Origin of the sequence: Mediterraneibacter gnavus ATCC 29149, assembly GCF_008121495.1 — a bacterium.
GTDB lineage: Bacteria > Bacillota > Clostridia > Lachnospirales > Lachnospiraceae > Mediterraneibacter > Mediterraneibacter gnavus.
Genome location: NZ_CP043051.1, coordinates 1,971,148 through 1,996,997 on the forward strand (window position 1 = coordinate 1,971,148; position 25,850 = coordinate 1,996,997).

General features: G+C 42.9%; 26 protein-coding genes. 24 read left to right on the forward strand and 2 right to left on the reverse strand.

Annotated elements, in window-relative coordinates:
* Window positions 1-138: 138 nt before the first annotated feature.
* The 17 genes from FXV78_RS09630 to FXV78_RS09710 all read left to right on the forward strand — a co-directional run bounded on the left by FXV78_RS09630 (window position 139) and on the right by FXV78_RS09710 (window position 15,345).
* Window positions 139-2,670, forward strand: coding sequence for a glycyl radical protein (locus FXV78_RS09630; protein ID WP_004841537.1), 2,532 nt, complete (start codon window positions 139-141; stop codon window positions 2,668-2,670).
* A gap of 24 nt (window positions 2,671-2,694) precedes the next feature.
* The gene (locus FXV78_RS09635) at window positions 2,695-3,489 is read left to right on the forward strand and encodes a glycyl-radical enzyme activating protein (protein WP_009245001.1); all 795 of its coding nucleotides are present in this window, start codon (window positions 2,695-2,697) and stop codon (window positions 3,487-3,489) included.
* A 121-nt stretch (window positions 3,490-3,610) separates the two neighbouring features.
* Window positions 3,611-4,420, forward strand: coding sequence for a class II aldolase/adducin family protein (locus FXV78_RS09640; RefSeq protein ID WP_004841541.1), 810 nt, complete (start codon window positions 3,611-3,613; stop codon window positions 4,418-4,420).
* 19 nt (window positions 4,421-4,439) lie between these two features.
* A complete protein-coding gene (locus FXV78_RS09645) occupies window positions 4,440-4,961 on the forward strand; it encodes a GlcG/HbpS family heme-binding protein (RefSeq protein ID WP_004841543.1) in 522 nt (173 codons plus the stop codon).
* Complete coding sequence (locus FXV78_RS09650) at window positions 4,952-6,340, forward strand: aldehyde dehydrogenase family protein (protein WP_004841545.1); 1,389 nt, start codon at window positions 4,952-4,954, stop codon at window positions 6,338-6,340. The genes FXV78_RS09645 and FXV78_RS09650 overlap by 10 nt, the downstream gene beginning before the upstream one ends.
* Before the next feature lie 48 nt (window positions 6,341-6,388).
* A complete protein-coding gene (locus tag FXV78_RS09655; protein ID WP_004841546.1) occupies window positions 6,389-7,609 on the forward strand; it encodes a zinc-dependent alcohol dehydrogenase in 1,221 nt (406 codons plus the stop codon).
* 30 nt (window positions 7,610-7,639) lie between these two features.
* Window positions 7,640-7,993, forward strand: coding sequence for a BMC domain-containing protein (locus FXV78_RS09660; RefSeq protein ID WP_009244998.1), 354 nt, complete (start codon window positions 7,640-7,642; stop codon window positions 7,991-7,993).
* Between the two features lie 18 nt (window positions 7,994-8,011).
* Complete coding sequence (locus FXV78_RS09665) at window positions 8,012-8,287, forward strand: BMC domain-containing protein (RefSeq protein WP_024853108.1); 276 nt, start codon at window positions 8,012-8,014, stop codon at window positions 8,285-8,287.
* Window positions 8,288-8,319: 32 nt separating this feature from the next.
* Complete coding sequence (locus FXV78_RS09670; RefSeq protein ID WP_004841551.1) at window positions 8,320-8,604, forward strand: BMC domain-containing protein; 285 nt, start codon at window positions 8,320-8,322, stop codon at window positions 8,602-8,604.
* Between the two features lie 189 nt (window positions 8,605-8,793).
* On the forward strand, window positions 8,794-9,072 hold the full coding sequence (locus tag FXV78_RS09675) for a BMC domain-containing protein (RefSeq protein WP_024853107.1): 279 nt from the start codon (window positions 8,794-8,796) through the stop codon (window positions 9,070-9,072).
* A gap of 144 nt (window positions 9,073-9,216) precedes the next feature.
* Complete coding sequence (pduL, locus tag FXV78_RS09680) at window positions 9,217-9,867, forward strand: phosphate propanoyltransferase (protein WP_009244996.1); 651 nt, start codon at window positions 9,217-9,219, stop codon at window positions 9,865-9,867.
* Between the two features lie 40 nt (window positions 9,868-9,907).
* Window positions 9,908-10,174, forward strand: a complete 267-nt coding sequence (locus FXV78_RS09685; RefSeq protein WP_004841556.1) for a EutN/CcmL family microcompartment protein — start codon at window positions 9,908-9,910, stop codon at window positions 10,172-10,174.
* A 7-nt stretch (window positions 10,175-10,181) separates the two neighbouring features.
* A complete protein-coding gene (locus FXV78_RS09690; RefSeq protein WP_009244995.1) occupies window positions 10,182-11,528 on the forward strand; it encodes a 4Fe-4S dicluster domain-containing protein in 1,347 nt (448 codons plus the stop codon).
* Window positions 11,521-12,069, forward strand: coding sequence for a BMC domain-containing protein (locus tag FXV78_RS09695; protein ID WP_004841559.1), 549 nt, complete (start codon window positions 11,521-11,523; stop codon window positions 12,067-12,069). Before FXV78_RS09690 ends, FXV78_RS09695 begins: the two co-directional genes overlap by 8 nt.
* Before the next feature lie 125 nt (window positions 12,070-12,194).
* Complete coding sequence (locus FXV78_RS09700; protein ID WP_004841561.1) at window positions 12,195-12,959, forward strand: DeoR/GlpR family DNA-binding transcription regulator; 765 nt, start codon at window positions 12,195-12,197, stop codon at window positions 12,957-12,959.
* A 12-nt stretch (window positions 12,960-12,971) separates the two neighbouring features.
* The gene (locus tag FXV78_RS09705; protein ID WP_004841562.1) at window positions 12,972-14,117 is read left to right on the forward strand and encodes a 1-propanol dehydrogenase PduQ; all 1,146 of its coding nucleotides are present in this window, start codon (window positions 12,972-12,974) and stop codon (window positions 14,115-14,117) included.
* Between the two features lie 334 nt (window positions 14,118-14,451).
* Window positions 14,452-15,345: a transposase gene (locus tag FXV78_RS09710; protein WP_081448181.1), complete on the forward strand. Its 894-nt coding sequence runs from the start codon at window positions 14,452-14,454 to the stop codon at window positions 15,343-15,345.
* Window positions 15,346-15,572: 227 nt separating this feature from the next.
* On the opposite strand, the gene FXV78_RS09715 is transcribed toward FXV78_RS09710, so the two are convergent.
* On the reverse strand, window positions 15,573-16,442 hold the full coding sequence (locus FXV78_RS09715) for a helix-turn-helix transcriptional regulator (RefSeq protein ID WP_004841567.1): 870 nt from the start codon (window positions 16,440-16,442) through the stop codon (window positions 15,573-15,575).
* A 220-nt stretch (window positions 16,443-16,662) separates the two neighbouring features.
* Here FXV78_RS09715 and FXV78_RS09720 point away from each other — a divergent pair, with 220 nt between their 5' ends.
* The 6 genes from FXV78_RS09720 to rhaM all read left to right on the forward strand — a co-directional run bounded on the left by FXV78_RS09720 (window position 16,663) and on the right by rhaM (window position 23,729).
* Window positions 16,663-18,171 (forward strand): sugar ABC transporter ATP-binding protein, encoded by a 1,509-nt coding sequence (locus FXV78_RS09720; RefSeq protein WP_009244993.1) that lies wholly within the window; start codon window positions 16,663-16,665, stop codon window positions 18,169-18,171.
* A complete protein-coding gene (locus FXV78_RS09725; protein ID WP_004841571.1) occupies window positions 18,171-19,178 on the forward strand; it encodes an ABC transporter permease in 1,008 nt (335 codons plus the stop codon). Before FXV78_RS09720 ends, FXV78_RS09725 begins: the two co-directional genes overlap by 1 nt.
* The gene (locus FXV78_RS09730; protein ID WP_004841573.1) at window positions 19,178-20,452 is read left to right on the forward strand and encodes an ABC transporter permease subunit; all 1,275 of its coding nucleotides are present in this window, start codon (window positions 19,178-19,180) and stop codon (window positions 20,450-20,452) included. The genes FXV78_RS09725 and FXV78_RS09730 overlap by 1 nt, the downstream gene beginning before the upstream one ends.
* 53 nt (window positions 20,453-20,505) lie before the next feature.
* Window positions 20,506-21,693, forward strand: coding sequence for a substrate-binding domain-containing protein (locus FXV78_RS09735; protein ID WP_004841574.1), 1,188 nt, complete (start codon window positions 20,506-20,508; stop codon window positions 21,691-21,693).
* 87 nt (window positions 21,694-21,780) lie between these two features.
* Window positions 21,781-23,295 (forward strand): FGGY-family carbohydrate kinase, encoded by a 1,515-nt coding sequence (locus FXV78_RS09740; protein WP_009244992.1) that lies wholly within the window; start codon window positions 21,781-21,783, stop codon window positions 23,293-23,295.
* 119 nt (window positions 23,296-23,414) lie between these two features.
* Complete coding sequence (gene rhaM / locus FXV78_RS09745; protein ID WP_004841578.1) at window positions 23,415-23,729, forward strand: L-rhamnose mutarotase; 315 nt, start codon at window positions 23,415-23,417, stop codon at window positions 23,727-23,729.
* On the opposite strand, the gene FXV78_RS09750 is transcribed toward rhaM, so the two are convergent.
* The gene (locus FXV78_RS09750) at window positions 23,730-24,605 is read right to left on the reverse strand and encodes an AraC family transcriptional regulator (protein ID WP_022038547.1); all 876 of its coding nucleotides are present in this window, start codon (window positions 24,603-24,605) and stop codon (window positions 23,730-23,732) included. It abuts the gene before it with no gap.
* Window positions 24,606-24,780: 175 nt separating this feature from the next.
* On the opposite strand from FXV78_RS09750, the gene uxuA reads away from it, so the two are divergent.
* Window positions 24,781-25,848 (forward strand): mannonate dehydratase, encoded by a 1,068-nt coding sequence (gene uxuA, locus FXV78_RS09755; protein ID WP_009244990.1) that lies wholly within the window; start codon window positions 24,781-24,783, stop codon window positions 25,846-25,848.
* Window positions 25,849-25,850: the final 2 nt, after the last annotated feature.

Here is a 25,850-nt window from a genome sequence, read left to right on the forward strand (position 1 = left end):
TTTAAAGGATAAAGACGGGAAATGATATTGTAGTTTTGTTGACTTCTGCTGTTGTGTAAAGTATAATGACGTTAACTGGATAGAGAGAGGGTTTCTTTAGAAAGTTAATACGAATATGAGAAAGGAGCAACAAGGCAGATGGGATTGTATAATTATGACAGCACTGAGATTCCAAAGTCAGACAGAATTCCGAAGCTGGTAGAAAATCTGTATGCAAAGATGCCTGAGATTGAGTCTGCAAGAGCAATTTTGATCACGGAATCTTACAGACAAACAGAGAATGAGCCGATGGTGATCCGCAGAGCAAAAGCATTTGCACACATTCTTGAGAATATTCCGATCGTCATCCGTGACCTGGAACTGATTGTGGGAAGCACAACAATCGCACCGAGAGGATGTCAGACCTATCCGGAATTTTCTTATGAATGGCTGGAAGCAGAGTTTGATACTGTGGAGACAAGAAGTGCGGATCCGTTCTATATTTCAGAAAAGACAAAGCAGGAGTTAAAAGAAGCCAATGCTTACTGGAAAGGAAAAACGACCAGCGAACTGGCCACTTCTTACATGGAACCGGAGACACTGCTGGCAATGGAACACAATATCTTCACCCCCGGAAATTATTTCTACAATGGTGTGGGACATGTGACCGTAAAATACGGCGAGGTGCTTGCAATCGGATTTTCCGGAATCAAGGCAAAAGCACAGGCAGAGCTTGATAAGCTGTGTCTGGCAGATGGAGATTATCAAAAGAAGTCCCGTTTTCTGGAGGCAGTGATGATCAGCTGTGATGCAGCCATCGAATATGCCAGAAGATATGCAAGACTGGCTTTGAAAGAAGCAGAAGAATGCACAGATCCTGTTCGGAAAAGAGAATTGCTTCAGATTGCTCAGAATTGTGCAAATGTTCCGGAAAAAGGTGCCACAGGATTTTATGAAGCCTGCCAGTCTTTCTGGTTTGTGCAGCAGCTTCTGCAGATTGAGTCCAGCGGACATTCGATCTCACCGGGAAGATTTGACCAGTACATGTATCCTTATTATCAGAAGGACATGGAGAGCGGCAAGATCACAAGAGAGTTTGCGCAGGAACTGATGGATTGTATCTGGGTAAAACTCAATGATCTGAACAAGTGCAGAGATGCAGCGTCAGCGGAAGGGTTTGCAGGTTACAGTCTGTTCCAGAACCTGATTGCCGGAGGACAGAATGAAGAAGGAATTGATGTGACGAATGACCTTTCCTTTATGAGCATTCAGGCATCCATGCATGTATTTCTTCCGCAGCCGTCACTTTCTGTGCGGGTATGGAACGGAACACCACACGAATTCCTGATCAGGGCAGCAGAGTTGACAAGAACCGGAATCGGACTTCCGGCATATTACAATGATGAAGTGATCATACCGTCTCTGATGAGCAGAGGACTGACTCTGCGGGATGCAAGAGATTATAACATCATTGGATGTGTGGAACCACAGAAGTCCGGTAAGACAGAAGGATGGCATGATGCGGCGTTTTTCAATATGTGCCGTCCGCTGGAGCTGGTATTTTCTAATGGAATGGACAAAGGTGTCCGCATCGGTCCGGCAACAGGTAATGTGGAGGACATGACGACATTTGAACAGTTCTATGATGCATATAAAAAGCAGATGGATTATGCGATCCAGCTTTTGGTCAATGCTGATAATGCCATAGATATGGCGCATGCAGAGCGATGTCCGCTTCCGTTTTTGTCGTCCATGGTGGATGACTGTATGAAAGTCGGAAAGACAGTGCAGGAAGGTGGAGCTGTCTACAACTTTACCGGTCCGCAGGGATTTGGGGTTGCCAATATGGCAGATTCCCTCTATTCGGTAAAAACACTTGTCTATGATGAGAAGAAGATCACGATGGGAGAACTCAAAGAAGCGCTTGCAACAAATTATGGCAAGGGACTTGGAGCGGAAGATGTGGCCGCCATGACGGCTAAGATTGCGAATGAGCTTAAAGAAGCCGGAAAGACGATCGGTGAAAAAGAGGTCGCTGCAATTTTAAATACTGTAGTTGCGGCATCCGAAGCACCGGAAGTAAAGGCAAACGGGGAAAGAATCCTGAAGCTGATCGAAGAAGTGCCGAAATTCGGAAATGATATTCCGGAAGTAGATGCATTTGCAAGAGATGTTGCCTACACCTATACAGAACCTCTTCAGAATTACAAAAATCCGAGAGGCGGTTCCTTCCAGGCGGGGCTTTATCCGGTATCCGCCAATGTACCGCTCGGTGCACAGACGGGAGCGACTCCGGATGGACGTCTGGCATATCAGCCGGTGGCCGATGGTGTGTCTCCGTCTGCAGGAAAAGATGTCAATGGTCCGACAGCGGCTGCGAACTCTGTTTCCAGACTGGATCATTACATTGCATCAAACGGTACCTTATTTAATCAGAAATTCCATCCTTCTGCACTCAGCGGAAGAAATGGACTGGAGAACTTTGTAGGGCTGATCCGTTCTTACTTTGATCAGAAGGGAAGCCATATGCAGTTTAATGTTGTCAGCAGAGAGACACTTCTGGATGCGCAGAAACATCCGGAACAGTACAAGCACCTGGTCGTACGTGTGGCAGGCTACAGCGCATTGTTCACAACACTGTCCAAGTCACTGCAGGATGACATCATCCGCAGAACAGAGCAGGGATTTTAGGATACAGGCAGAAAGGTGTGCGACATGGAAGATTACTTAAAAACAAAAGGACGGATTTTCGATATCCAGAGATATTCGATCCATGATGGTAACGGAATCCGTACGATCGTCTTTTTAAAAGGCTGTGTGCTTCACTGCAGATGGTGCTGTAATCCGGAATCTCAGTCATATGAAATCGAGACTATGATGGTACAGGGAGAGCCGAAGATCATCGGAGAGGATACCACAGTCGGCGAAGTGATGAAGACGGTGGAAAAGGACAGAACATACTACAGAAGAACCGGCGGGGGGCTGACTCTGTCCGGAGGAGAGAGCCTTTGTCAGCCGAAATTTGCAAGAGATATGCTGCGGGCTGCTCATGAGGCCGGGATCACGACAGCGATGGAAAGTATGGGATGTGCAGATTACAGTGTGATCGAGGAGATTCTTCCATATCTGGATCAGTATCTGCTGGATATCAAGCATATGAATTCGAAAAAGCATGAAGAATTTACAGGACGCGGCAATGAACTGATGCTGGAAAATGCAAAAAAAATTGCCGCTTCCGGGATGACAGAGCTCAGTATCCGGATTCCGGTCATTCCGGGATTCAATGATACACCGGAAGAAATCAGGGATATTGCAGTATTTACGAGAGAGCTTGGTCATGTAAAACGACTGCACCTGCTCCCTTATCACAGGTTGGGACAGGACAAATATGACGGTCTGAACAGACCTTATCTTATGGGTGAGGTTAAGCCGCCGGCCAATGAGAAAATGCAGATGCTCCTAAAAGTGGCAGAAGAGTTTTCAGGGGTTGAGTGTCAGATCGGAGGATAAACAGAAAAACAACAAAAACAACACCTTAAAAAGTTGACTGTTGTGGGTTTGTGTGGTAATATAAGACAAGAACCAACAAGAATCAAAAGGTTTGTTTTAAGAATCCAAGGAGGAAAAAAGGATGCAAAACGAATACGAAATCAAAAAAGAGATGTGTGAAATTGGGAAAAGAGTTTATAATCGTGGGATGGTTGCTGCAAACGACGGAAACTTCTCCGTAAGAATCAGCGAGAACGAAGTATTATGTACACCAACAGGGGTCAGCAAAGGTTTTATGACACCTGATTATATTTGTAAAGTAGACCTGGACGGAAACGTACTTCAGGCAAACAAAGGATTCAGACCTTCTTCTGAAATTAAAATGCACTTACGTGTATACAAAGAGAGACCGGACGTAAAATCAGTAGTACATGCGCATCCGCTGTATGCTACAACATTTGCAATCGCTGGTATTCCTCTGACACAGCCAATCATGCCGGAAGCAGTTATCGCTCTTGGATGTGTTCCGATCGCAAAATACGGTACACCTTCTACAGTAGAGATTCCGGATGCAGTATCTGAGCACCTGCAGTATTTCGATGCAGTTCTGCTTGAGAACCACGGAGCACTGACATATTCTGATTCCTTACTGAACGCTTACCATAAGATGGAATCTGTAGAGTTCTACGCTCGTCTGTTATGGCAGACAATGCAGATTGGTGGACCACAGGAGCTGAATAAAGAGCAGGTTGAAAAACTTTATGAGATCAGAAGACAGATGGGTCTGAGTGGAAAACACCCTGCAAATCTGTGTCCAAATGCAAAAGCTGGAAAACCAAGCTGTCATTCATGCGGAGGCGGATGCGGTGCTGCAAAAACAGAAGAGACACCGGATGCAGATCTGGTAGCATCTATCACAAAGAAAGTTATGGATCAGTTAGGACTGAACTAACTTTAGAAAGAGGACTGCTATGAACGAACAGGATATTTCCAAAGCTGTGGAGGCAGTGCTGGGACAAATGAATGGACAGCATGCGCATCACGGGGAAGGACATGTCTGTCGGTGCAATAAGAACAAGATGACCTTAAAGCTGGCAAATACTCTGATTGAAAAAGTTAAAGCATATGCACAGGAAATGGGTGTCAATGTTGTGATTGCGGTATCTGATCAGGCAGGTCGCCCTGTTGCAGTCCAGTGTATGGATGATGCGTACATAGCAAGCTTTGATATAGCACTTAATAAAACATTTACTTCAGCGAGCCTCAAGATGTCAACGGAAGAACTTAGTCATTTAAGCCAGCCAGGACAGTCGTTGTACGGGATCCAGTTTACCAATCAGGGCAAGATTGTGATCTTCGGAGGCGGAGAGCCGCTAAAAGCAGATGGCAAAATAATCGGAGCTTTGGGCGTTAGCGGAGGAAGTGCTGAAGAAGACACTGCGATAGCAGCCTATGGCAAAGAGATTTTTGAGGAGGTATTGGCGTGTCTGTAAATGAAAAAATGGTACAGGACATCGTACAGGAAGTGGTAGCTAAAATGCAGATTTCTTCCGATGTATCTGGAAAAAAAGGCGTATTTTCTGACATGAATGAAGCAATTGAAGCTTCGAAAAAGGCACAGAAGATCGTTGCGAAGATGTCTATGGACCAGAGAGAGGCAATCATTTCCAAGATCAGAGAGAAGATCAAAGAAAATGCAGAAATCCTTGCACGTATGGGTGTTGAGGAAACAGGCATGGGAAATGTAGGACATAAAATTTTGAAACACCAGTTGGTTGCTGAGAAGACACCGGGAACGGAAGATATTACAACAACCGCATGGTCAGGAGACAGAGGACTGACGCTGATCGAGATGGGACCATTTGGTGTGATCGGAGCGATCACCCCATGTACGAACCCGAGTGAGACAGTACTCTGCAATACGATCGGTATGCTGGCAGGAGGAAATACAGTCGTATTCAATCCGCATCCGGCAGCGATCAAAACATCTATTTATGCAGTAAATCTGCTGAATGAAGCATCTGTAGAAGTTGGCGGACCAGAGAACATTGCAGTGACAGTGGAGCATCCGACAATGGAAACAAGCGATATTATGATGAAGCATAAAGACATCCATCTGATCGCAGCAACCGGAGGCCCGGGAGTTGTGACAGCAGTTCTTTCTTCTGGTAAGAGAGGAATCGGAGCAGGTGCGGGAAATCCGCCGGCGTTGGTCGATGAGACAGCAGATATCAGAAAAGCAGCAGAAGATATCGTAAACGGATGTACATTCGATAACAATCTTCCATGTATCGCAGAAAAAGAGATTGTTGCGGTAGATTCTATCGCAGATGAACTTCTTCATTACATGGTAAGTGAACAGGGATGTTACATGATTTCCAAAGAAGAGCAGGATGCTCTGACAGAAGTTGTGTTAAAAGGCGGACGTTTGAACAGAAAATGTGTAGGACGTGATGCAAAGACACTTCTTGGAATGATTGGAATCACAGTTCCGGATAACATCAGATGCATTACATTTGAAGGACCGAAGGAACATCCTCTGATTGCAGAAGAGCTGATGATGCCAATTCTTGGAGTTGTAAGAGCGAAAGATTTTGATGATGCGGTAGAACAGGCAGTATGGCTGGAACACGGCAACAGACATTCCGCTCATATTCACTCTAAGAATGTGGATAACATTACAAAATATGCAAAAGCAATCGATACAGCAATTCTTGTGAAAAACGGACCATCTTATGCAGCCCTTGGATTCGGCGGAGAAGGATATTGTACGTTTACGATCGCAAGCAGAACTGGCGAAGGACTCACAAGCGCAAGCACATTCACAAAGAGAAGACGTTGCGTAATGACAGACAGCCTGTGCATTCGTTAATGGAATGCAGACAGTTTCGTCAGGAAGTATAAATAGGAGGAAACAAACATGGAAATGAACTCAGCAAGTGTGGAAGCAGTTGTAAAACAGGTTCTGGAAAGCATGCTGGAAGGAAAACCGGCAGTAAAAGCACCTGTAGCAAAAGCAAACACAGGAAGCAATGAAATTCCAAAGACAGCACATGTAGCAATGCTGACAGCTCTGGAAAATTATGAAGTAAAAGAATTCCCGATGCCGGAAGTCGGCGACGGAGACATTCTTGTCAAAGTAGAAGGATGCGGTATCTGTGGAACAGATGCACACGAATTTAAAAAAGATCCATTTGGACTGATCCCGGTAGCTCTTGGTCACGAGGGAACCGGTGAGATCGTAAAAATGGGTAAAAATGTAAAAGTTGACAGTGCAGGAAAACCATTAAAGGTTGGGGATAAGGTTGTTACCTGTATGATTTTTAAAGATGATCCGGATATCGAGATGTTCGACCTGAACAAGAAAAACGTAGGTGGAGCAGATGTGTACGGACTTCTTCCGGATGATGACATTCATCTGAACGGATGGTTCTCAGATTACATCCTGATCCGCGAGGGATCTACAGTATTTAATGTAAGTGATTTGGATCTGAAATCCAGAATCCTCATCGAACCATGTGCAGTACTGGTACATGCAGTAGAGAGAGCAAAGACAACAGGTATCTTAAGATTCAACAGCAGAGTTGTTGTTCAGGGATGCGGACCGATCGGTCTGATCTGTATCGCAGTTCTCCGTACGATGGGTATCGAGAATATCGTAGCAGTTGACGGAGAGCAGAAGAGACTTGACTTTGCGAAGAAGATGGGCGCAGAGAAATCTGTAAACTTCAAAGATTTCCAGGGAATCGATGCACTCGCACAGGGTGTAAAAGATGCATTCGGCGGATACGCAGCAGACTTTGCATTCCAGTGTACAGGATCTCCTGTGGCACATGCAAATATCTACAAATTCATCAGAAACGGTGGAGGACTCTGTGAACTCGGATTCTTCATCAATGGTGGAGATGCAACGATCAACCCACACTTCGACCTGTGTTCAAAAGAGATCACACTGGTAGGATCCTGGGTATATACTTTAAGAGATTATGCTACAACATTTGATTTCTTAAAGAGAGCAAAAGGAATTGGACTTCCGATGGATGAGCTGATCACTCACGAATTCCCGTTAGAGGAGATCAACGAAGCTCACAGAACAAATCTTGCAATGGAAGGTCTGAAGATCGCTATTATCAACAAATAGTGACGGCCATTCCAGAGAAGGAGAATGGATATGGCAGAAGCAGTAGGCATGCTTGAAGTTTTCGGTCTGGCGACCGCCTTTGCAGCAGCGGATGCAGGATGCAAGGCAGGAAACGTCTGGCTGGAGAATTTTGATAAAAACAAACCGGGTAATGCAGATGAATTACCGGTACCGCTGATCGTGATGATCAAGTTTCGAGGAAGTGTCTCTGACGTGCAGGCAGCGCTGGAGGCGGCAAAAGCCAAAGCAGAGCAGCTGGCAGGTGTTGTGAATGAATATGAGATCGCAAGACCGACAGAGGATACGGAAAAGATGTTGAAGATCAGCGCGTTCGACAAAGGAACACCACACAAAATAAACAAAGAAGAGATTGAAGAGATTTAGGAGGATTTAAAAATGGCAATGGCACAGCAGGCATTAGGAATGGTAGAAACAAGAGGACTTACAGCAGCAATCGAAGCAGCAGATGCAATGACAAAAGCAGCTGAGGTAACATTAGTTGGAACAGAGAAAATCGGATCCGGACTTGTGACAGTTATGGTTCGTGGAGATGTTGGAGCTGTTAAAGCAGCTGTTGAGACAGGAGCAGATGCAGCAGGAAGACTTGGAGAATTAGTAGCAACACACGTAATCCCAAGACCACACAACGACGTAGAAAAAATCCTTCCAACTGTATAATTAAGGACTACAGAAAGTAAAGGAGAAGTCTCATGGGACAGTGTTATGGATTTTTTGAAATCCCGAGTGTAACAGCGGCTATCGATGCTGTCGATATTATGTGTAAAACCGCAGATGTTGAGATGATCACCTGGGAGAAAAAACTCGGCGGACGTCTTGTGACGATCATTATCCGTGGCGATGTATCCGCTGTAACACAAGCCATTGAAGCTGCCGCAGCGAATGGAATCAAAGAGCCGGTATGTTATACGGTGATTCCGAGTCCCCATGAAGAGATCATCAAATTGATTAATAAGAGCGTCAATCGGATACGTTAGGAGGCAGCCCTTATGGCAGAGGAAAAGAAACCGGCAGAGCAGGAAAGTGCAAAGACAACTGCAAAGCCTGCCGCAAGAAAGAAAACAACTGCAGCCAAAGCGCCGGCCAAAACCGTACAGAGAGTAAGGAAGAGCGCTAAGAAGGCAGAGCAGGCGGAAACAAAAGTAGAATTGAAGGAGGAACGAAGAATGGCACAGGAAGCATTAGGAATGGTTGAAACTAGAGGTCTTGTAGCATCTATTGAAGCAGCAGATACAATGTTAAAAGCTGCAAACGTAGTTTTAGTCGGAACAGAAAAAATCGGTTCCGGACTGGTAACAGTAATGGTTCGTGGAGACGTTGGAGCTGTAAAATCTGCAGTAGAATCAGGTGCAGAAGCAGCAGGAAGACTTGGTGAATTAGTGGCAACACACGTAATCCCAAGACCACACACAGACGTAGAAAAAATTCTTCCGGCAATCAAATAAGTTTTGGTTTCAAAAAAATGCCCGAATCATTTCAGTCAGCGGTAACGGTTGTAAATGAGAGCATATGCGAGCGGATCAGCTCGCATATGTTCTTGTGCTACAGCCGGATTTAAGGGCGGGCATGCATTGATGAGGAGAATTAATATGGACAATAATAATGTAGCTTTGATTACAAAGATGGTTCTGGAAGCTGTAGAAAAACAGAAATCTTCCGAAAAAGAACCGGGATATCTGGTTCCGGTAGGGGTATCTGCAAGACACATTCATCTGACACAGGAGCATGTGGAAGCATTATTCGGACCAGGATATCAGCTGACGAAGAAAAAAGAACTGATGGGCGGACAGTTTGCCTCCAATGAGACAGTTACAATTGTCGGTCTGAAGCTCAGAGCAATCGAAAATGTAAGAATTCTGGGACCTGTAAGAAGCAAATCTCAGGTTGAGGTTTCTGCTACAGATGCAATTAAACTTGGAGTGAAGGCTCCGATTCGGGAATCCGGTAATGTTGCAGGAAGTGCACCGATCGCAGTTGTCGGACCAAAAGGTGCGATTTATCTGAATGAAGGATGTATCATTGCAAAACGACATATTCATATGCCGCCGAAAGACGCAATGGCAGCCGGAGTGCATGACGGGGATGTGGTATCCGTGCAGGCGGAGAATGAAAGAGGCACTGTTTTCAATCATGTACAGATCCGTGTGGATGACAGCTTTACGCTGGAGATGCATATCGATACTGATGAAGCGAATGCAGCGAAGATTGCGACTGGACAGACTGTAAGAATTATAAAATAGATACTTACATTAGAAAATCGCAAGAGGAAGTGAGGAAAGTATGATAGCAGGAAAAGTAGTAGGAAGTGTTATCTCGACACGGAAATGTGAAAATTTGGTCGGCAATAAATTCATGATAGTGGATGTGCTGGATCATATGCAGACATCTGGAAAACAACTCATTGCGATTGACAAGATCGGAGCGGGAATAGGAGAGTATGTGCTGGTGGCACAGGGCAGTGCGGCACGGATTGGCTGCGGCATGAGCGATGCTCCTATTGATGCAGCGATCGTTGGAATTATTGACGATGGAACAGGACTGGAGTAGTGAAATTATGGATATGAAAGAATTAAGCAGCATATTGCAGCAAAACGGAATTGTTGGTGCAGGTGGTGCAGGATTCCCGACTTATGCGAAACTGGATCAGCGTGCAGAAACAATTATCCTGAACTGTGCAGAATGTGAGCCACTACTGAGATTACATAGACAGTTATTGGAAAAATATGCGCGTGAGATTGTGGATACATTTCACCTGGTAGGCCAGGCTGTAGGCGCAAAAGAAGTCATTATCGGAATCAAAAAAGCATATAAGCAGACAATTGAGGCAGTCGAGAGTGTAATCGGAGAATATCCGGAAGTCAGACTGGGACTGCTGGATGAAGTATATCCGGCAGGTGATGAGGTTGTTCTGATTTACGAAGTGACAGGAAAGGTCGTACGTCCGGGAGGACTTCCGATCGAGAGCGGCGTTGCGGTATTCAACGTTGAGACGATCTACAACGTATGGCGCGCTATGAATCAGCAGACTCCTGTTGTAGATAAACTGGTATCCGTTGTTGCCGAGGTAGAGCATCCGGTGACAGTTCGTGTACCGATCGGAACTACAATCGAGGAAGTCGTGGCACTTGCAGGCGGAACAACTGTAAAAGATCCGGTATATTTTATCGGAGGACCGATGATGGGATTCATCGGAAGCGGTTCGCAGCCGGTTACGAAAACAACCAACGCGGTACTGGTATTGCCGCAGGATCATTATCTCGTAAAGAGAAAAAGAAGCAAATCTTCCATTGACATGAAACGTGCGGCTGCATGCTGCTGTCAGTGTTCAATGTGTACAGATTTATGTCCAAGACATCTGCTTGGACACCCGATTCAGCCACACTTGTTTATGCGTGCGGCAACATGCAAAGACGTTCAGCAGCCGAATATCTTTATCAATACATTCTTCTGCTGTTCATGTGGTGTCTGTGAGTTATATTCCTGTCCGCAGGAGCTTTCTCCTAGAACACTGATGCTGGAATACAAAAACGGACTTCGTGCGAACGGACTTCGTGCGCCGGAAGTGACAGCAGTACCGGTAGGAGAAGAAAGATCTTACAGAAGAGTTCCGATGGAACGTCTGATGTCAAGACTGGACTTGACAAAATATAACAAAGAAGCTCCGCTGGATGAATCCGTGATCCCTGTAAAACGAGTGAAGATCATGTTGAGCCAGCATATCGGAGCGCCTGCTTCCTGTGTTGTAAAACCGGGAGATATGGTAGTCAAAGGACAGATGATCGCAGAACCGGCAAAGGGCTTAAGTGTTGGAATCCACGCTTCCGTCAATGGTCTGGTAAGCGAAGTAAATGAGAAATATGTAGTCATAGAGACACAGGAAGGACGTGCAGATAATGAGTAAGGCAATTGGAATGGTAGAATATAAGACTACTTCAGCAGGTGTCGTAGCGGCAGATTCTATGGTAAAAACTTCTGAAGTAAGCATTATCGAAGCGCAGACCGTATGTCCGGGAAAATACATTGTAATTATTACAGGAGATTTAAGTGCAGTAACTTCTGCTGTTGACAATGCAAAAACAATGCATGGAAAACATCTGATCAACAGTTTTGTACTTGGTAATCCGCATGAATCCATTTTCCCTGCAATTTATGGAGCTGCAGAAATCAAGGATGTATCAGCACTGGGTATCATTGAGTCCTATGATGCATCTTCGATCATCGTGGCAGCGGATGAAGCTGCAAAAACAGCAATCGTTGATCTGATCGAAGTACGCCTTGCAAGAGGTATGTGCGGAAAATCTTATCTGATGCTGACAGGTGAGGTTGCTGCTGTAGAAGCTGCGATCGACAGAGCAAAAGAAGCAGTATCTGACGATGGTATGTATCTGGATTCTGCAGTGATCGCACATCCGGATGCACAGATCCGCGACGCAATTTTATAATTAAGAATTCAGCCATGACAAGTATCAGAAAACAGAGGACGTCCAGATCAGAGGATCCTGTTTTCTGATATTTGTATACGGCAATAACAAAGGTTTTGAGACAGAATTTATCAGGAGGCAACACGATGCTGGCAATTGAAAGACGTAATGAAATTCTGGAAAAACTGCAGACCGACCGAAGGGTAGTCGTGAGTGAGTTAAGCCAGATTTATGAAGTGTCAGAAGAGACGATTCGAAGAGATCTGGATAAGCTTGTGAATGATGGCTACGCAATCAAGAGCTACGGCGGTGCTGTGATCAATGAGAATATGAATATAGATCTGCCTTTCAATATCAGAAAGAACCGCAATGTGATCGGAAAACAACGGATTGCAGAGCTGGTGGCAAAGATCGTACAGGATGGAGACAGCATTATGCTGGATGCGAGTTCTACCGCAGTTTATATTGCAAAAGGACTGAAAGATAAAAAGAATCTGACGCTGATCACCAATTCAATGGAAATTGTGATCGAGCTTTTGGATATGTCAGATTGGAGGGTATTATCTACAGGCGGAGTATCAAGAGAGGGATCGTTTGCTCTTGTGGGAACCCAGACGAACCGGATGCTCCAGTCGTATCATGCAGACAAAGCAATTATTTCGTGCAAAGGCCTGGATATGGCAGCAGGACTTACAGATTCTGATGAACTTCTTGCAGATAACAAACGAACAATGCTGGAAAATGCTAAGGAGCGTATTCTTGCAATTGACAGCAGTAAGTTTGGGGCAACAGCCTTTATGACGGTCGGAAGATTGAAAGATATTACAATGATCGTAACGGATGAAAAGCCCGAGATGAAGTGGCTGAAAGAATTCAAAAAGTTGGGGATAGAGTGTATCTATCCAGAATAGAGGAAGGACGCTATGAAGAGCTTTGATATAAAAACAAAAGTATACTTTGGGGACAATGCATTAGACCGTCTTTCAGAGATCCCATATAAAAAAGTACTGGTTATTACAGACCCGTTTCTGGCACAGAGCAGTATGATCAATCTGATCACAGATCCATTGAAAAAAGGGCATATTGAGTATGACATTTTTCAGGATGTTGTGCCGGATCCGCCGATTGAAAAGATCAGTGAAGGCGTAAAAAAATTACTGGCGTATAAACCGGAAGCAATTATCGCAGTGGGTGGGGGTTCTGCCATTGATTCTTCCAAATCAATCCGGGAATTTGCAGTGCGGATTGAGCACTACGGTGATGTAGGGTTGATCGCGATTCCGACGACAAGCGGTACGGGGTCAGAGGTGACCTCTTTTGCAGTTGTATCGGATCCGGCAGAGCAGAGAAAATATCCGCTGGTATCCAGAGATCTGACACCGGATGAGGCAATCCTGGATGCAGAACTTGTAAAGAGTGTACCGCCTGCGGTTACAGCAGATACCGGAATGGATGTATTTACCCATGCGCTTGAGGCATGTGTAAGTACAGACAGAAATGATTTTGCAACGGCACTGGCAGAAAAAGCAATTGAAATCTGCGGAGTTTTCCTGCTGAGAGCATATCTGGACGGAAGTGATACTCATGCAAGACAAAAGATGCATTCTGCATCCTGTCTGGCAGGTCTTGCATTCAATTCTGCGTCTCTGGGACTGAACCACGGAATGGCACACCAGCTTGGAGCAACATTCCATATTCCGCACGGACGCGCAAATGCGATGCTGCTGCCGCATATCATTGAGTTCAACAGTGATATCAACAAGCATAGCAAGAGTCAGGCAAAATATCTGCCTGCTGTGGAACGATATAAAACAGTAGCCAGAATTTTAGGGCTGAGCAGTTATAACACGATTATGACAGTCAGAAACCTTGTGAACTGGGTACAGTTTATGTTGAAGGAAATGGATATTCCGTTGTCTGTTTCGCAGATGGGCAAGATTTCCAAAGAAGAATATTTTGCAGAGATTGAGCGTATGGCAGAAGCAGCGCTGGCGGATGGATGTACAGCAACGAATCCGAGAGTGCCAAGCAAGGCAGATGTCATGAAGATTTATGAAAGTCTGTGGTAAAAACAGAGAGAATCATGTGAATAAAAGCATAAAACGAGCAGAGGAAAGTGGATAACTTTCTTTCTGCTCGTTTTATTTAGTGCTAATTTGTGTTTTACGTAAAGTAAACTGTTTTTATATTTTAACTATAAATGAGTAAGTTCGTGATTTTGCATAAAAGAAAGACACCTCGATTCCGTGTGTTGTATAATGAAAGTGCCAAAACAAACATTTGCAACATTTACGAAAGAAGGTGTCCCTCGCAAATACTATACATCATTCCTCATTCATATACAACCAGTTTAAGAAATTAAATTTATGCAAATTTTATTCAAATCGAGTGATGAACCACCTCATGAGCATCCTGATTAGCATATTTATTTCAGGATATCATGGAAAAACCACGGACTTTGCTAAAAACAGTTCCTGCCACAGAATGACGATTGCCCATTTTCTCAATTCCAGAAAATGGGATGATTCCTTACTTTCAGATACGTTAAAATGCTCTGTCATTGAGATTATTTATTCAGAAGCAGCACGCACCGGAAAGCCTGTTTTCTGTATTGTGGACGATACGATCGCTTCAAAGACAAAGCCTTCGTCACAGGCTTTACATCCGATTGAAGATGCGTATTTTCACCAATCCCATTTAAAGGGAAAACAGGATTACGGGCATCAGGCAGTTGCTGTTATGCTTTCCTGCAATGGCATTGTTCTGAACTATGCTTTTGTAATGTACAATAACTCCATTTCCAAGATTGACATTGTACAAAGCATTGCAAAGGAGCTGCCTGTTCCACCGGTAATGTCCTATTTTCTTTGTGACTGCTGGTATGTTTCTGAAAAGATAATCAATACCTTTGCACAGAGAGGGTTCCATACCATCGGTGCTTTGAAAACAAACCGTTTGCTGTATCCATCGGGAATGAAAAAGAAACTTCGTGAACTGGCCGCCGAATTGTCTGTTACACATCGTGAATTTGACCTTGTGACAGTCAAAAAACGAAACGATTATGTGTACCGGTACGAGGGAAACCTCAACGGCATAGAAAATGCGGTAGTTCTTTTGAGTTATCCGGAAAAAGCATTTGGTAATCCCAAAGCATTGCGTGCTTTCATCAGTACAAACGCAGCCCTATCTACACAGGAGATTCTTTCCTGGTATGTGTGTCGATGGCCGATTGAAGTGTTTTTCCGCCAGTGTAAGGAGAAACTGGCACTGGACGGCTATCAGATACGCTCTGCATAGGGAATCAAAAGGTACTGGCTGCTTATGTCACTGGCACATTTCATGTGTGCAGTGGGTACTGGTAGGTTCTGCTCGTTTGAAACTGGATATCACGAAATCTGTGATACCATTCAGCTGGAAAAGTATCGTTATCTTTTTCAATGCGCAAAGGAAAGTAATGATTTTGATTCATTTATGAAATTCGCAGTGTAGTTTTGTGCAATTTTTCAAATTTGCTCATTTATAGCTTAGTAATAATTCCGATATTCACTCGGCGTCATATGCATGGATTTTTCAAATGCTCTTAAAAATGTAAGTGTATTTCTAAATCCTACCTGAGTAGCAATCGAATTGATAGAAAGCTTCGAGTAAGAAAGTAATTCTTTGGATTTAGAAATACGATATTCGTTTACGTATTGATGCACGGTAATCCCCATTTGTTTTTTAAACAGTTTGCAAAAATAATGTTTTGAAAAACTGATTTCACTACAGATCGTATCGATATCTAAAGTAGTGCTGTAGTTTTCCTGAATAAATTTTAAAGCAGTAGAAACGACATTTTGTTGAACAGGAGTCAATCCTTTAATTGTGTTGATTTCAGAAGTCTGTTCATAAAGTGCTGTAAAAATGTGATGGATCAGGAGCGATGAATTGATTGACTGGTAAGTAAAATCATTTGTATCGTGCTCGGAAATACAGTTTTCATAAAGTTCCATAAACAGATCCAGAATATTGGTGAAAGGATTATTCAGAATAATATTGTTTTGTGTGCGGACCAGATTGTAAAAAAGTCTGGCGTGGCTGCCGCTGACAATAAAATAGTAGGCAGTCCAGTCTTTGGAATTTCGCGAAAACGTACTTGTGGTATTGCAGGCAGTAACGACAATAGAGTGAGGCTGTATCAACTGTGTGTATTGATTTTTGGTATAGGAAGCTACACCATCTAATGTATAAACAAGAAGATAGTCGTTGAAGTTATTTTTTTTACCAAAGATCAGTTTTCGTTCTCTGATATATCCGCACTCTTTAATATGAAACGGAAGGGATTCTGCAAATGGAGTAGACGAAAACTCTTTCTTGTTGAATGTTTCGGGAAAGATTCTTTTTGGAAGTATCATAAATTCTCCTTAAAGTATATTAAAAAATGGAAATAATCGAAAAAATGCTAAAAATATTCTATCATAAGAGTAAAAAAATGGCAAATATATGAAAAAGACGAAAAAGTATACTAAAAAAACTTTTTTTGATATTGCTTAAACAGGAAAAAAAGATATGATTGTGGCATGGACAAGGAGGACACGAAAAAAATATTACAAGATGGGAAAGGAGAAAAGGTCGATGAGCGAATTTATTCTGGAACTGAAAGATGTAGTAAAAACATTTGGTGGAGTGACAGCTTTAGACGGTGTACAGTTTCAGTTAAAACGGGGAGAAATACATGCACTCATGGGAGAAAATGGCGCAGGAAAGTCAACTTTTATTAAAGTGATAACAGGGGTTCATCAACCCGACAGTGGTCTGATGCTTCTGGAAGGGGAGAAAATAACACTTCGATCTACAGAAGATTCCGCCAAACTTGGAATCGCAGCAATTTATCAGCACGTTACGGCATTTCCGGATCTTTCTGTTACGGAAAACATTTTCATGGGACAGGAGATTAAAACAAAACTGGGGATTTATAACTGGAAATTGATGACCAAAAGAGCAAAAGAGTTAATCGAACCGCTGAGTAAAAACATTGATGTATCGAAACCTATGAGTATGTTATCAGTGGCACAACAACAGCTTGTGGAAATTGCGAAGGCATTGTCCAGAGATGCACGAATTCTGATCATGGATGAACCTACAGCTTCTCTTTCAAAACGAGAATGCGAAGAGTTATATCAAATCACAGAGCATCTTAGAGATGAAGGCGTTTCAATTATTTTTATTACACACAAATTTGAGGATATGTACAGGTTGGCAACTAGGGTAACGGTATTTCGGGATTCCAAATATATCGGATGTTGGGATGTAGATAAAATTTCGAATCAAAAACTCATCGGAGCAATGGTGGGAAGAGAGCTGACGCAGATGTACCCTTCTAAGAAAGCCCGAATAGGAGACACAGTTCTTCGTATTAACAATATTTCGAAGGAAGGATATTTTAAACAGGTTTCGTTTGATGTAAAAAAAGGTGAGATTTTAGGTCTTACAGGTTTGGTGGGGGCTGGGCGTACAGAGGTATGCCAGAGTATCTTCGGAATTATGACTCCGGATAGTGGAACCATTGAGCTGGAAGGAAAACAAGTTTCGATCAAAAATCCAATAGATGCTTTACAATTGGGAATTGGACTTTTGCCGGAAGACAGGCAGACACAGGGACTGATCAATGAACTGCCAATCTACCAGAATGTATCATCAGCAAATATGAACTCGTTCATAAAAGCTGGGAAATTGGATGTAAATGCAGAAGAACAAAAAGCGATTGAATTATGTCAGAAGATTCAGTTGAAAGCAAAAGATATCAGTGCACCTCCATCCTCTTTATCTGGAGGGAATCAGCAAAAGGTTGTGTTTGCCAAGCTTTTAAACTGTGATCTGAAGGTGCTGATTTTGGATGAACCGACGAAAGGAATTGACGTAGGTGCAAAATATTCCATTTATGAGATTATGAATGAACTGACAGCAAATGGTTATGCGATCATTATGGTATCTTCGGAAATGCCGGAAGTATTGGGAATGGCAGACCGGATCGTAGTGATGAGAAGTGGAAGAGTAGTTGGACAGTTTGATACACAAGGAACGACTCAGGAGATGATCCTAGAGGCATCGTTGAAGCATGAAAGCGACAGGAGGGAAGGATAATGCAGGGAAAACGGAATAAAACAATCATTTCCAGAATTACAGAAAACAGAAATTTTGGTCTGCTCCTTGGCTTAGCTGTATTATTAATCATAGCAGCTATCGTGACACCGTCTATGTATTCTTTGAATTCCATTCTCAGTATGCTGCAGAATAATGCAGTGTTTGGACTTCTGGCATTGGGGGAAATGGTCGTGATCATTACAGCCGGAATTGATATTTCCATTGGAGCAAGTTTGTCTCTTGCCGGAGTCGTGTGCTGCAGATTTATGGCTGAAAATCCGGAGATTCCAGCAGTTGTATGGGTAGTTGTCGCAATGCTTGTCGGTGCATTGTGCGGAGCAATCAATGGAATTTTGGTTGGATATCTGAAAATGGTGCCAATGATCGCAACACTGGGAACGATGTATATTTTCAGGGGTCTTTCGTTCCTTTTGAGTGATGGAGAATGGTGGTTTCCACATCAGTTTACAGAAGGATATCAGGCGTTTGCGATTAAAAAAATTGCAGGAGTTCCGAGTATTTTGTGGATTTTGGTGCTTGCCTTTATTCTTGCAGTTTTGTTTTTGGGGTATACATCAAGGGGGAGAAGAATTTATGCGATAGGAACGAATCGAGAGTCTGCGCAGATTGCAGGAATTAAAGAGCAGAGAGTGATATTTCTGGCAATGACGATTTGTGGGATGTTTGCCGGATTATCAGGTATGCTGTATACAGCAAATTATGCGACGTGCAGTTACATGATTGGAGATTCTTATGAGATGACGGCAATTGCAATTTGTATCCTCGGTGGTGTCAGTATTACTGGAGGAAAAGGAAAGGTTGATGGTGTGATCATTGGATTTTTGATGATGTCAGTAATCACATATTTCATTAGTTTGTTGCCGGGACTGAGTGTATGGTCGGATGCAATTCAGGGTGCGATTATTATTGCAGCAGTAGCTTTAAATATCTTTACAGAGCATTCTGCCAAGAAAAGAGCACTGAAAGAAAGGGGGGCATTAATCTGATGAGTGAAAAAAATACAAAGAAAGCAGCCCCTGTCAGGGATTTGTCAGTAAAACAGGGATTTAAAATATCCAGATTCTTAGTAAGCTGGGAAATGGTACTGGTATATATTTTGATTCTGATCAATCTGGTCTTAATGATTAGCAGAACGAATCTGTACTTTTCTCAGGGCACAATACAGTCGATCATTCAGTCAGGTATGGATGTATGCCCACTGGTACTTGGGATGATCTTTATCCTGATGTTAGGAGACATTGATGTATCGGTAGCGTCAATCATGATTTTTTCTTCGATGGCTACAGGACTGTGTTGTTCGGCAGGGCTTCCGGCATTTGCAGGAGTGATTGCAGGGATTGCAGCAGGTGCATTGTGCGGAGCATTCAATGGATTTCTGATAGCATATGTAGGAATGCCGGCAGTAATTGTAACGATAGCGTCGTCTATGTTGTTCCGGGGAATTGTAAAAATCATTCTGGATGTAAATGTATTGAAAGAGTTTCCAAGCTTTTACACGTCTGTGGCGTGGACAAATATTCTGGGAATTCCAATTGCACTGTTATTGTTTTTCGCAATGGCATCAGTATTTGTATTTGTTCTTCATAAATCAAAATTCGGAAGGAAATTGTATATTATCGGAAATAATCCCACATGTGCACAGTATTCCGGAATTGATGTAAAGAAAACAAAAATGACAGTCTTTATTTTGATGGGAGTCATGTGCGGAATTGCATCCATTTTCTTTGTAGGGCGTATGGGCGGCAGTGTTTCTTCCACTATGGGAACGGGATATGAGATGACGGCAATTGCGATCTGTGTGCTTGGTGGAGTTTCTACCAATGGTGGAAAAGGAAAAGTATACGGACCTGTGATTGCGACATTGATTATGGCATTTTTGACATATACGCTTGGGCTTTTGGATGTAGATGCCAATACAAGGAAAATTGTAACAGGTTTGATTTTGATTATTGCGGTATTGATTCCGAGCTTGAATCGGGAGTTGCTTGCAAGTTTAAAATTAAAATTTATTTATAAAGGAAATAAGAATGTAGAGGCATTGAATATCCGAACTGCAGAAGAAATCAAAGTATTGAAACGAAATTTGGAAAGTCTGAAACAAGATACTTCTCTGGAGCAGGCAGAGAAAGCAGCGAAAATGGAAAAAATCGAGAAGAATATTACGAATCTGCAAAAGAAATGCAAAGAGCAAACGGATATATGGATCAAAGAGCAACAGGAAGATGAAAAGCGGGCAAAGGCACGATTTGCAGCAAAATAGACAGAATATAAGCATAGGAGAAGTGCTTATACATAAAGAAGGAGGAAGAACATATGAAGAATTGGAAACGACTGACAGCATTGGGGTTAAGCGCAATGATGCTTGCATCACTGGCAGGGTGCAGTACCACAACATCAAAAACAGATCCGGAAAGCGGGAAAAATCAGGCAGCAGAAAATACCGGAGGATCAGGAAAAGAATCACTGGAAGGTGCACATGTATTTATGTTCAAATCTACAGGAAATTCATTTGGAGATCTAATGTATGAAGGATTTGAAGAATATCTGTCAGGTAAGGGGCAGAAGACAGTTTATAAGAGTCCGGCAGAAACAACAGTTGCTGCACAGGTACAGATGTTGGATGAATTGATTACACAAAAGGTTGCTTCTATTACGATTTCCACAAATGGGGACGCCGGGTATGACGAAGTGTTTAAGAAAGCAAAAGAGGCCGGAATACCGATTGTATCCGTGGACTCAGAAGCAAGCCCGGATTATCGAGTATGCCATGTGAATCAGGCAGAAACAGCAGATATCGGGTCGTATCTGGTACAGGCAGCAGTATTGATCACTTTGGGAGTTGACTATCCGGGAGATGGAAAAATGGAAGAGACTGTACAAAGTGAACTTAAGAGCTATAAGGGCGATGAGATTAAATTAGGTGTATTGTCTGCTTCAATTGATACACCGGTACAAAATTCATGGATTGCAGCAATGGAAGATGAATTATCCAAAGATTTTTATGCAGGAAAAGTAAGTAAGGAGCTGGATAAAAAATATGGAAATGACGATTTGACAGAATCTACGACACAGGCACAGGCATTTATTGCGGAAAATTCTGTAGACTGCATTATTTCACCAACAACAGTCGGTATTGCAGCGGCAGGACAGGCTCTGAAATCTTCCAACAGTGAAATTAAGCTGACAGGTCTTGGAATTCCATCAGAAATGCAGTCTTTTATGCCAAAATCAGCGGATGAAGATGCGTTTGATTATGTGTGTCCTTATATGATGCTCTGGGATGTGATTCATTTGGGTGCTGTATCAGGTGCAGCCACATATGCAGCAGTAGAGGGGACATTTGACGGGACAGAAGGTTCCTCTTTTGAAATGGATGCTTTTAGAGATTATGAAGCCACTACATATGAAGCATATAGGAGCGGAGATGGAACAGCAGTTCTGGCAGGAGATCCGTTTGTATTTGATAAGTCCAATATGGCAGAATGGATTAAGCAGTTATAGTGGATTAAAAACAGGAGAGGAACAGGGATTGTGCATGTGTACAATCCCTGTTCCTGCCAGATATTCAAAATGAACGGAGGGGATAAGATGAGATATTTTATGGGGATTGATAATGGTGGAACATTTTCCAAGGCTGCGTTGTTTGATGAAAATGGAAATCAGATAGCGGTAGCCAGCATCTTTGTGCCTGTAATTACTCCAAAGTCCGGATATACAGAAAGAGATATGGAAACACTTTGGCAGGCTAATGTGCAGGTTATCAGAGAGGTAGTAATAAGAAGCAAAGTGTCCGCAGATAAAATTGCAGGTGTTTCTTTTTCCGGGCACGGAAAAGGTCTTTATATGGTAGATAAAGCAGGAAAGCCTGTATACAATGGTATTTTATCTACAGATACAAGAGCATGGAAGTTTGTAAAGAAATGGGAAAAGGATGGAACAAAAGAAAAAGTTTATGAGAAAACTTTTCAGGACATTCTTGTCTGTCAGCCGGTCAGTATTTTGGCGTGGTTTCAGCAGGAGAAGCCGGAAATACTTTCCAAAGTGCAGTATATTTTTTCAGTAAAAGATTATATTCGATTCCGATTAACACAAGAGGCCTGTGCAGAGTATACAGATTTTTCAGGAGGCAATCTGATTAATTTGAATACAAAAAGCTATGATAAAGAGTTGTTAGAGTGTTTTGGAATCGGCACGCTTTATGACAAGTTTCCTCCATTGAAAGAGTCTGCTGATATTTGCGGATACATCACCAAGGAGGCAGCTGATCTTACAGGACTTATAGAAGGAACGCCTGTTGCAGCAGGGATGTTTGATGTGAATGCGTGTGGAATTGCATCCGGACTGGATCGGGAAGAAAAGTTATGTATGATTGCGGGAACGTGGAGTATCAATGAATTTATCTGCAAACATCCGATTATCAATGGAACAGTCAGCTTAAATTCTATGTTCTGTATTCCGGGGTATTACCTGGTGGAAGAAAGCAGTCCTACCTCTGCAGGAAATATGGAGTGGTTTATTCGGAATTTAATGTCTTATGAAAAAACAGATGCGCAGCAGTCGGGAAGATCAATTTATGATATTACAAATAAATGGGTGGAACAGATTGAACCGGAAAATAATCAATTGATTTTTCTGCCCTTTTTAAATGGATCGAATGTGGCACCGCTGGCAAAGGGATCATTTGTAGGACTGACTGCATATCATGGGAAAGAGCATATGCTTCGTGCGGTATATGAAGGCGTTGTCTTTTCTCATTATACACATGTTAGAAAACTGTTGTTAAATAGAGAAAAACCGAAAGCAGTACAGCTTTCAGGAGGAGCAGCCAATTCTGATGTGTGGGTGCAGATTTTTGCAGATGTTTTGCAAATACCGGTAGAAGTAATGGAAGATAAAGAACTGGGGGCGATGGGGGCTGCAATTACAGCTGGAATTGCGGCTGGAGTATACCAAGATTATGGAGAGGCGATCAAAAGAACAGTACGAATAAAGAAAACGGTATATCCAAGAAGTGAGTATGCGGAGATTTATGAGCAAAAATACAGGCAGTATCAGAAGGTAATAGAGGCTTTGGATTCTGTATGGGATGAATTTCGGAATTGATGTAATACAACACCGCAAGAACCATCCGAAATCCCATAAAAACCGCAATTTTACTCAACTTTTTCAAATATAATTGTGCTATAGTAAACACAATCATATGAATACAGGAGGAGCACAGCATGGTAAGAAAAGGATTTAAGATGAAGTTATATCCGGATATGGCAGAGGAGTATGAAAAACGTCATAATGAACTCTGGCCGGAAATGAAAGAGATGATCCACGAGTACGGCGGACGCAATTATACGATTTTTCTGGATCGTGAAACCAATGTTCTGTATGGATATATTGAAGTTGAGGATTTGAAAAAATGGGACGAGAGCGCAGATACAGCAATCAATCGCAAATGGTGGGATTTTATGGCTGATATCATGGAGACGAACCCGGACAACAGCCCGGTGTGTACAGATCTCCATGAAGTCTTCCATTTAGACTGATCACACGAGCAGATCTTTTTGCATGTCTCGGAAATCTTTGGGAGAAATCCCGTATTCTTTTTTGAATGCCCGGTAAAAACTGGAGTAGTCACCGAAGCCGAAGGTCTGATAGGCTTCGGTGATACTCATTTGTCCGAGAATGGCTTCCCTGCAAAGGGCAAGCCGTTTTTTTGTAATGTACTGGTGAATCGACAATCCCAGATTATCCTTGAATACATGGGCAATGTGGTATTTGCTGACAAAAAATTCTCCGGCAAGCTTTTCAAGGGAGAGATCTTCGTCAAGATGTTCCTCAATGTATGCAGCAACATTCTGATACAGGGATTCCTCGGTCCGGCTTTTTTGTGGATGAAGCCGTTCGTAGACGAGACGGTTCAGATATAAAAGCAGATCATTGACGTAAAGCGGAATCTGGGCATCCCGTCCAAAACGGTCAGAACGCACTTCTTCGATCAGACGCAGCAGCTTTGACTGGATAGCATTGAATGTGATCCTGTCTGTTGGAAAAAAGTAATTCTGACTGACCTGCACATGCTGCATTAAATAAGCGTAATCTTTGGAAATCTGCAGCAGATGGTTGCAGTATTCCTGACTGATCCAGAACACAAAACGCCGGTAGGGAGAGGCCGTGCTGTGAATGATCGGGCGATGTGGGATATGTGGCGGGACCAGCATGATATCTCCGAAATGGATCGGGTAAACTTCGGTTCCGATCTGAATGCTGACATCACCTTCCATAAAAAAATAAAATTCATAATAATTGTGGGAATGCAGGTCTACTTTGGACAGATTGTGGTCATTATAATAGTAAAGTTCGAAATCTCGTGACAGCATATGCTGTCTTGTAATAAATGCTGTCTGCAGATTTTTTTTCATAAAAACTCCTTTAAAAGTATGTGCTGATTTTTGCAGCACATGAATTTCTTTTTTTAGAGTAGCATGAAACAACAAGATTTGCAATGTATACAACAACTAAGTCAATGGTATTTTAGACAGTATTTTTTATAATGAATGTAACAACACGATTTCAGAAAAGGAAGGTATGATAACTATGGAAATGACACTCAGATGGTATGGAGCTAAATTTGACACAGTGACTCTGAAGCAGATTCGCCAGATTCCGGGAGTAACAGGAGTGATCACAACACTGTATGATACAGCACCGGGAGAAGTGTGGAGCCGCGAACGTATTCGTGCAATGAAAGAAGAAGTAGAGGCAGCAGGACTTCATGTAGCGGGAATTGAAAGTGTAAATGTGCACGATGCAATCAAAACAGGCGCACCTGAGAGAGATCAGTATATCGATAACTACATCGAGACACTGGAAAACCTGGGAAAAGAAGACATTCACCTGGTGTGCTACAATTTCATGCCTGTATTTGACTGGACAAGAACAGAGCTGGCAAGAATGCGTCCGGATGGATCGACAGTACTTGCTTATACACAGGAAGCAGTAGATGCACTGGATCCGGAAAAAATGTTTGATTCTATCGCAGGTGATATGAACGGAACGGTGATGCCGGGATGGGAGCCGGAAAGAATGGAGCATGTCAAAGAACTGTTTGAGATGTACAAAGAGATCGATGATGAGAAACTGTTTGAAAACCTGAAATATTTCCTGGAGAGAATTATGCCGGTTTGTGACAAATATGACATTAACATGGCAATTCATCCGGATGATCCGGCATGGAGCGTATTCGGACTGCCTCGTATCATCATCAACAAGAAGAACATTCTCCGTATGATGGAAATGGTAGACAACCCGCACAATGGTGTGACATTCTGTTCTGGTTCTTACGGAACAAATCTGGAGAACGATCTTCCGGATATGATTCGTTCCCTGAAAGGAAGAATCCATTTTGCACACGTGCGTAACCTGAAATTCAACTCTCCGACAGACTTTGAAGAGGCAGCACACCTGTCTTCTGACGGAACATTTGATATGTATGAGATCATGAAGGCTCTTTACGAAATCGGATTTGACGGACCGATCCGCCCGGATCACGGACGTATGATCTGGGATGAAGTGGCAATGCCGGGATACGGACTTTATGACCGTGCACTGGGGGCAACTTACTTAAACGGCCTGTGGGAAGCAATCGAGAAAGGAGCCAGATAATC

Bases quoted from the DNA above. Each gene is read 5' to 3' on its own strand.
- FXV78_RS09720 (WP_009244993.1), top strand. From the start codon at position 16,663: ATGAGCGAATTTATTCTGGAACTGAAAGATGTAGTAAAAACATTTGGT.
- FXV78_RS09655 (WP_004841546.1), top strand. From the start codon at position 6,389: ATGGAAATGAACTCAGCAAGTGTGGAAGCAGTTGTAAAACAGGTTCTG.
- pduL (WP_009244996.1), top strand. From the start codon at position 9,217: ATGGACAATAATAATGTAGCTTTGATTACAAAGATGGTTCTGGAAGCT.
- FXV78_RS09695 (WP_004841559.1), top strand. From the start codon at position 11,521: ATGAGTAAGGCAATTGGAATGGTAGAATATAAGACTACTTCAGCAGGT.
- FXV78_RS09730 (WP_004841573.1), top strand. From the start codon at position 19,178: ATGAGTGAAAAAAATACAAAGAAAGCAGCCCCTGTCAGGGATTTGTCA.
- FXV78_RS09750 (WP_022038547.1), bottom strand. From the start codon at position 24,605: ATGAAAAAAAATCTGCAGACAGCATTTATTACAAGACAGCATATGCTG.
- FXV78_RS09665 (WP_024853108.1), top strand. From the start codon at position 8,012: ATGGCACAGCAGGCATTAGGAATGGTAGAAACAAGAGGACTTACAGCA.
- FXV78_RS09645 (WP_004841543.1), top strand. From the start codon at position 4,440: ATGAACGAACAGGATATTTCCAAAGCTGTGGAGGCAGTGCTGGGACAA.
- FXV78_RS09690 (WP_009244995.1), top strand. From the start codon at position 10,182: ATGGATATGAAAGAATTAAGCAGCATATTGCAGCAAAACGGAATTGTT.
- FXV78_RS09640 (WP_004841541.1), top strand. From the start codon at position 3,611: ATGCAAAACGAATACGAAATCAAAAAAGAGATGTGTGAAATTGGGAAA.
- FXV78_RS09735 (WP_004841574.1), top strand. From the start codon at position 20,506: ATGAAGAATTGGAAACGACTGACAGCATTGGGGTTAAGCGCAATGATG.
- uxuA (WP_009244990.1), top strand. From the start codon at position 24,781: ATGGAAATGACACTCAGATGGTATGGAGCTAAATTTGACACAGTGACT.
- FXV78_RS09705 (WP_004841562.1), top strand. From the start codon at position 12,972: ATGAAGAGCTTTGATATAAAAACAAAAGTATACTTTGGGGACAATGCA.
- FXV78_RS09710 (WP_081448181.1), top strand. From the start codon at position 14,452: ATGAGCATCCTGATTAGCATATTTATTTCAGGATATCATGGAAAAACC.
- FXV78_RS09685 (WP_004841556.1), top strand. From the start codon at position 9,908: ATGATAGCAGGAAAAGTAGTAGGAAGTGTTATCTCGACACGGAAATGT.
- FXV78_RS09715 (WP_004841567.1), bottom strand. From the start codon at position 16,442: ATGATACTTCCAAAAAGAATCTTTCCCGAAACATTCAACAAGAAAGAG.
- FXV78_RS09700 (WP_004841561.1), top strand. From the start codon at position 12,195: ATGCTGGCAATTGAAAGACGTAATGAAATTCTGGAAAAACTGCAGACC.
- FXV78_RS09635 (WP_009245001.1), top strand. From the start codon at position 2,695: ATGGAAGATTACTTAAAAACAAAAGGACGGATTTTCGATATCCAGAGA.
- FXV78_RS09660 (WP_009244998.1), top strand. From the start codon at position 7,640: ATGGCAGAAGCAGTAGGCATGCTTGAAGTTTTCGGTCTGGCGACCGCC.
- FXV78_RS09675 (WP_024853107.1), top strand. From the start codon at position 8,794: ATGGCACAGGAAGCATTAGGAATGGTTGAAACTAGAGGTCTTGTAGCA.
- FXV78_RS09630 (WP_004841537.1), top strand. From the start codon at position 139: ATGGGATTGTATAATTATGACAGCACTGAGATTCCAAAGTCAGACAGA.
- FXV78_RS09740 (WP_009244992.1), top strand. From the start codon at position 21,781: ATGAGATATTTTATGGGGATTGATAATGGTGGAACATTTTCCAAGGCT.
- rhaM (WP_004841578.1), top strand. From the start codon at position 23,415: ATGGTAAGAAAAGGATTTAAGATGAAGTTATATCCGGATATGGCAGAG.
- FXV78_RS09725 (WP_004841571.1), top strand. From the start codon at position 18,171: ATGCAGGGAAAACGGAATAAAACAATCATTTCCAGAATTACAGAAAAC.
- FXV78_RS09670 (WP_004841551.1), top strand. From the start codon at position 8,320: ATGGGACAGTGTTATGGATTTTTTGAAATCCCGAGTGTAACAGCGGCT.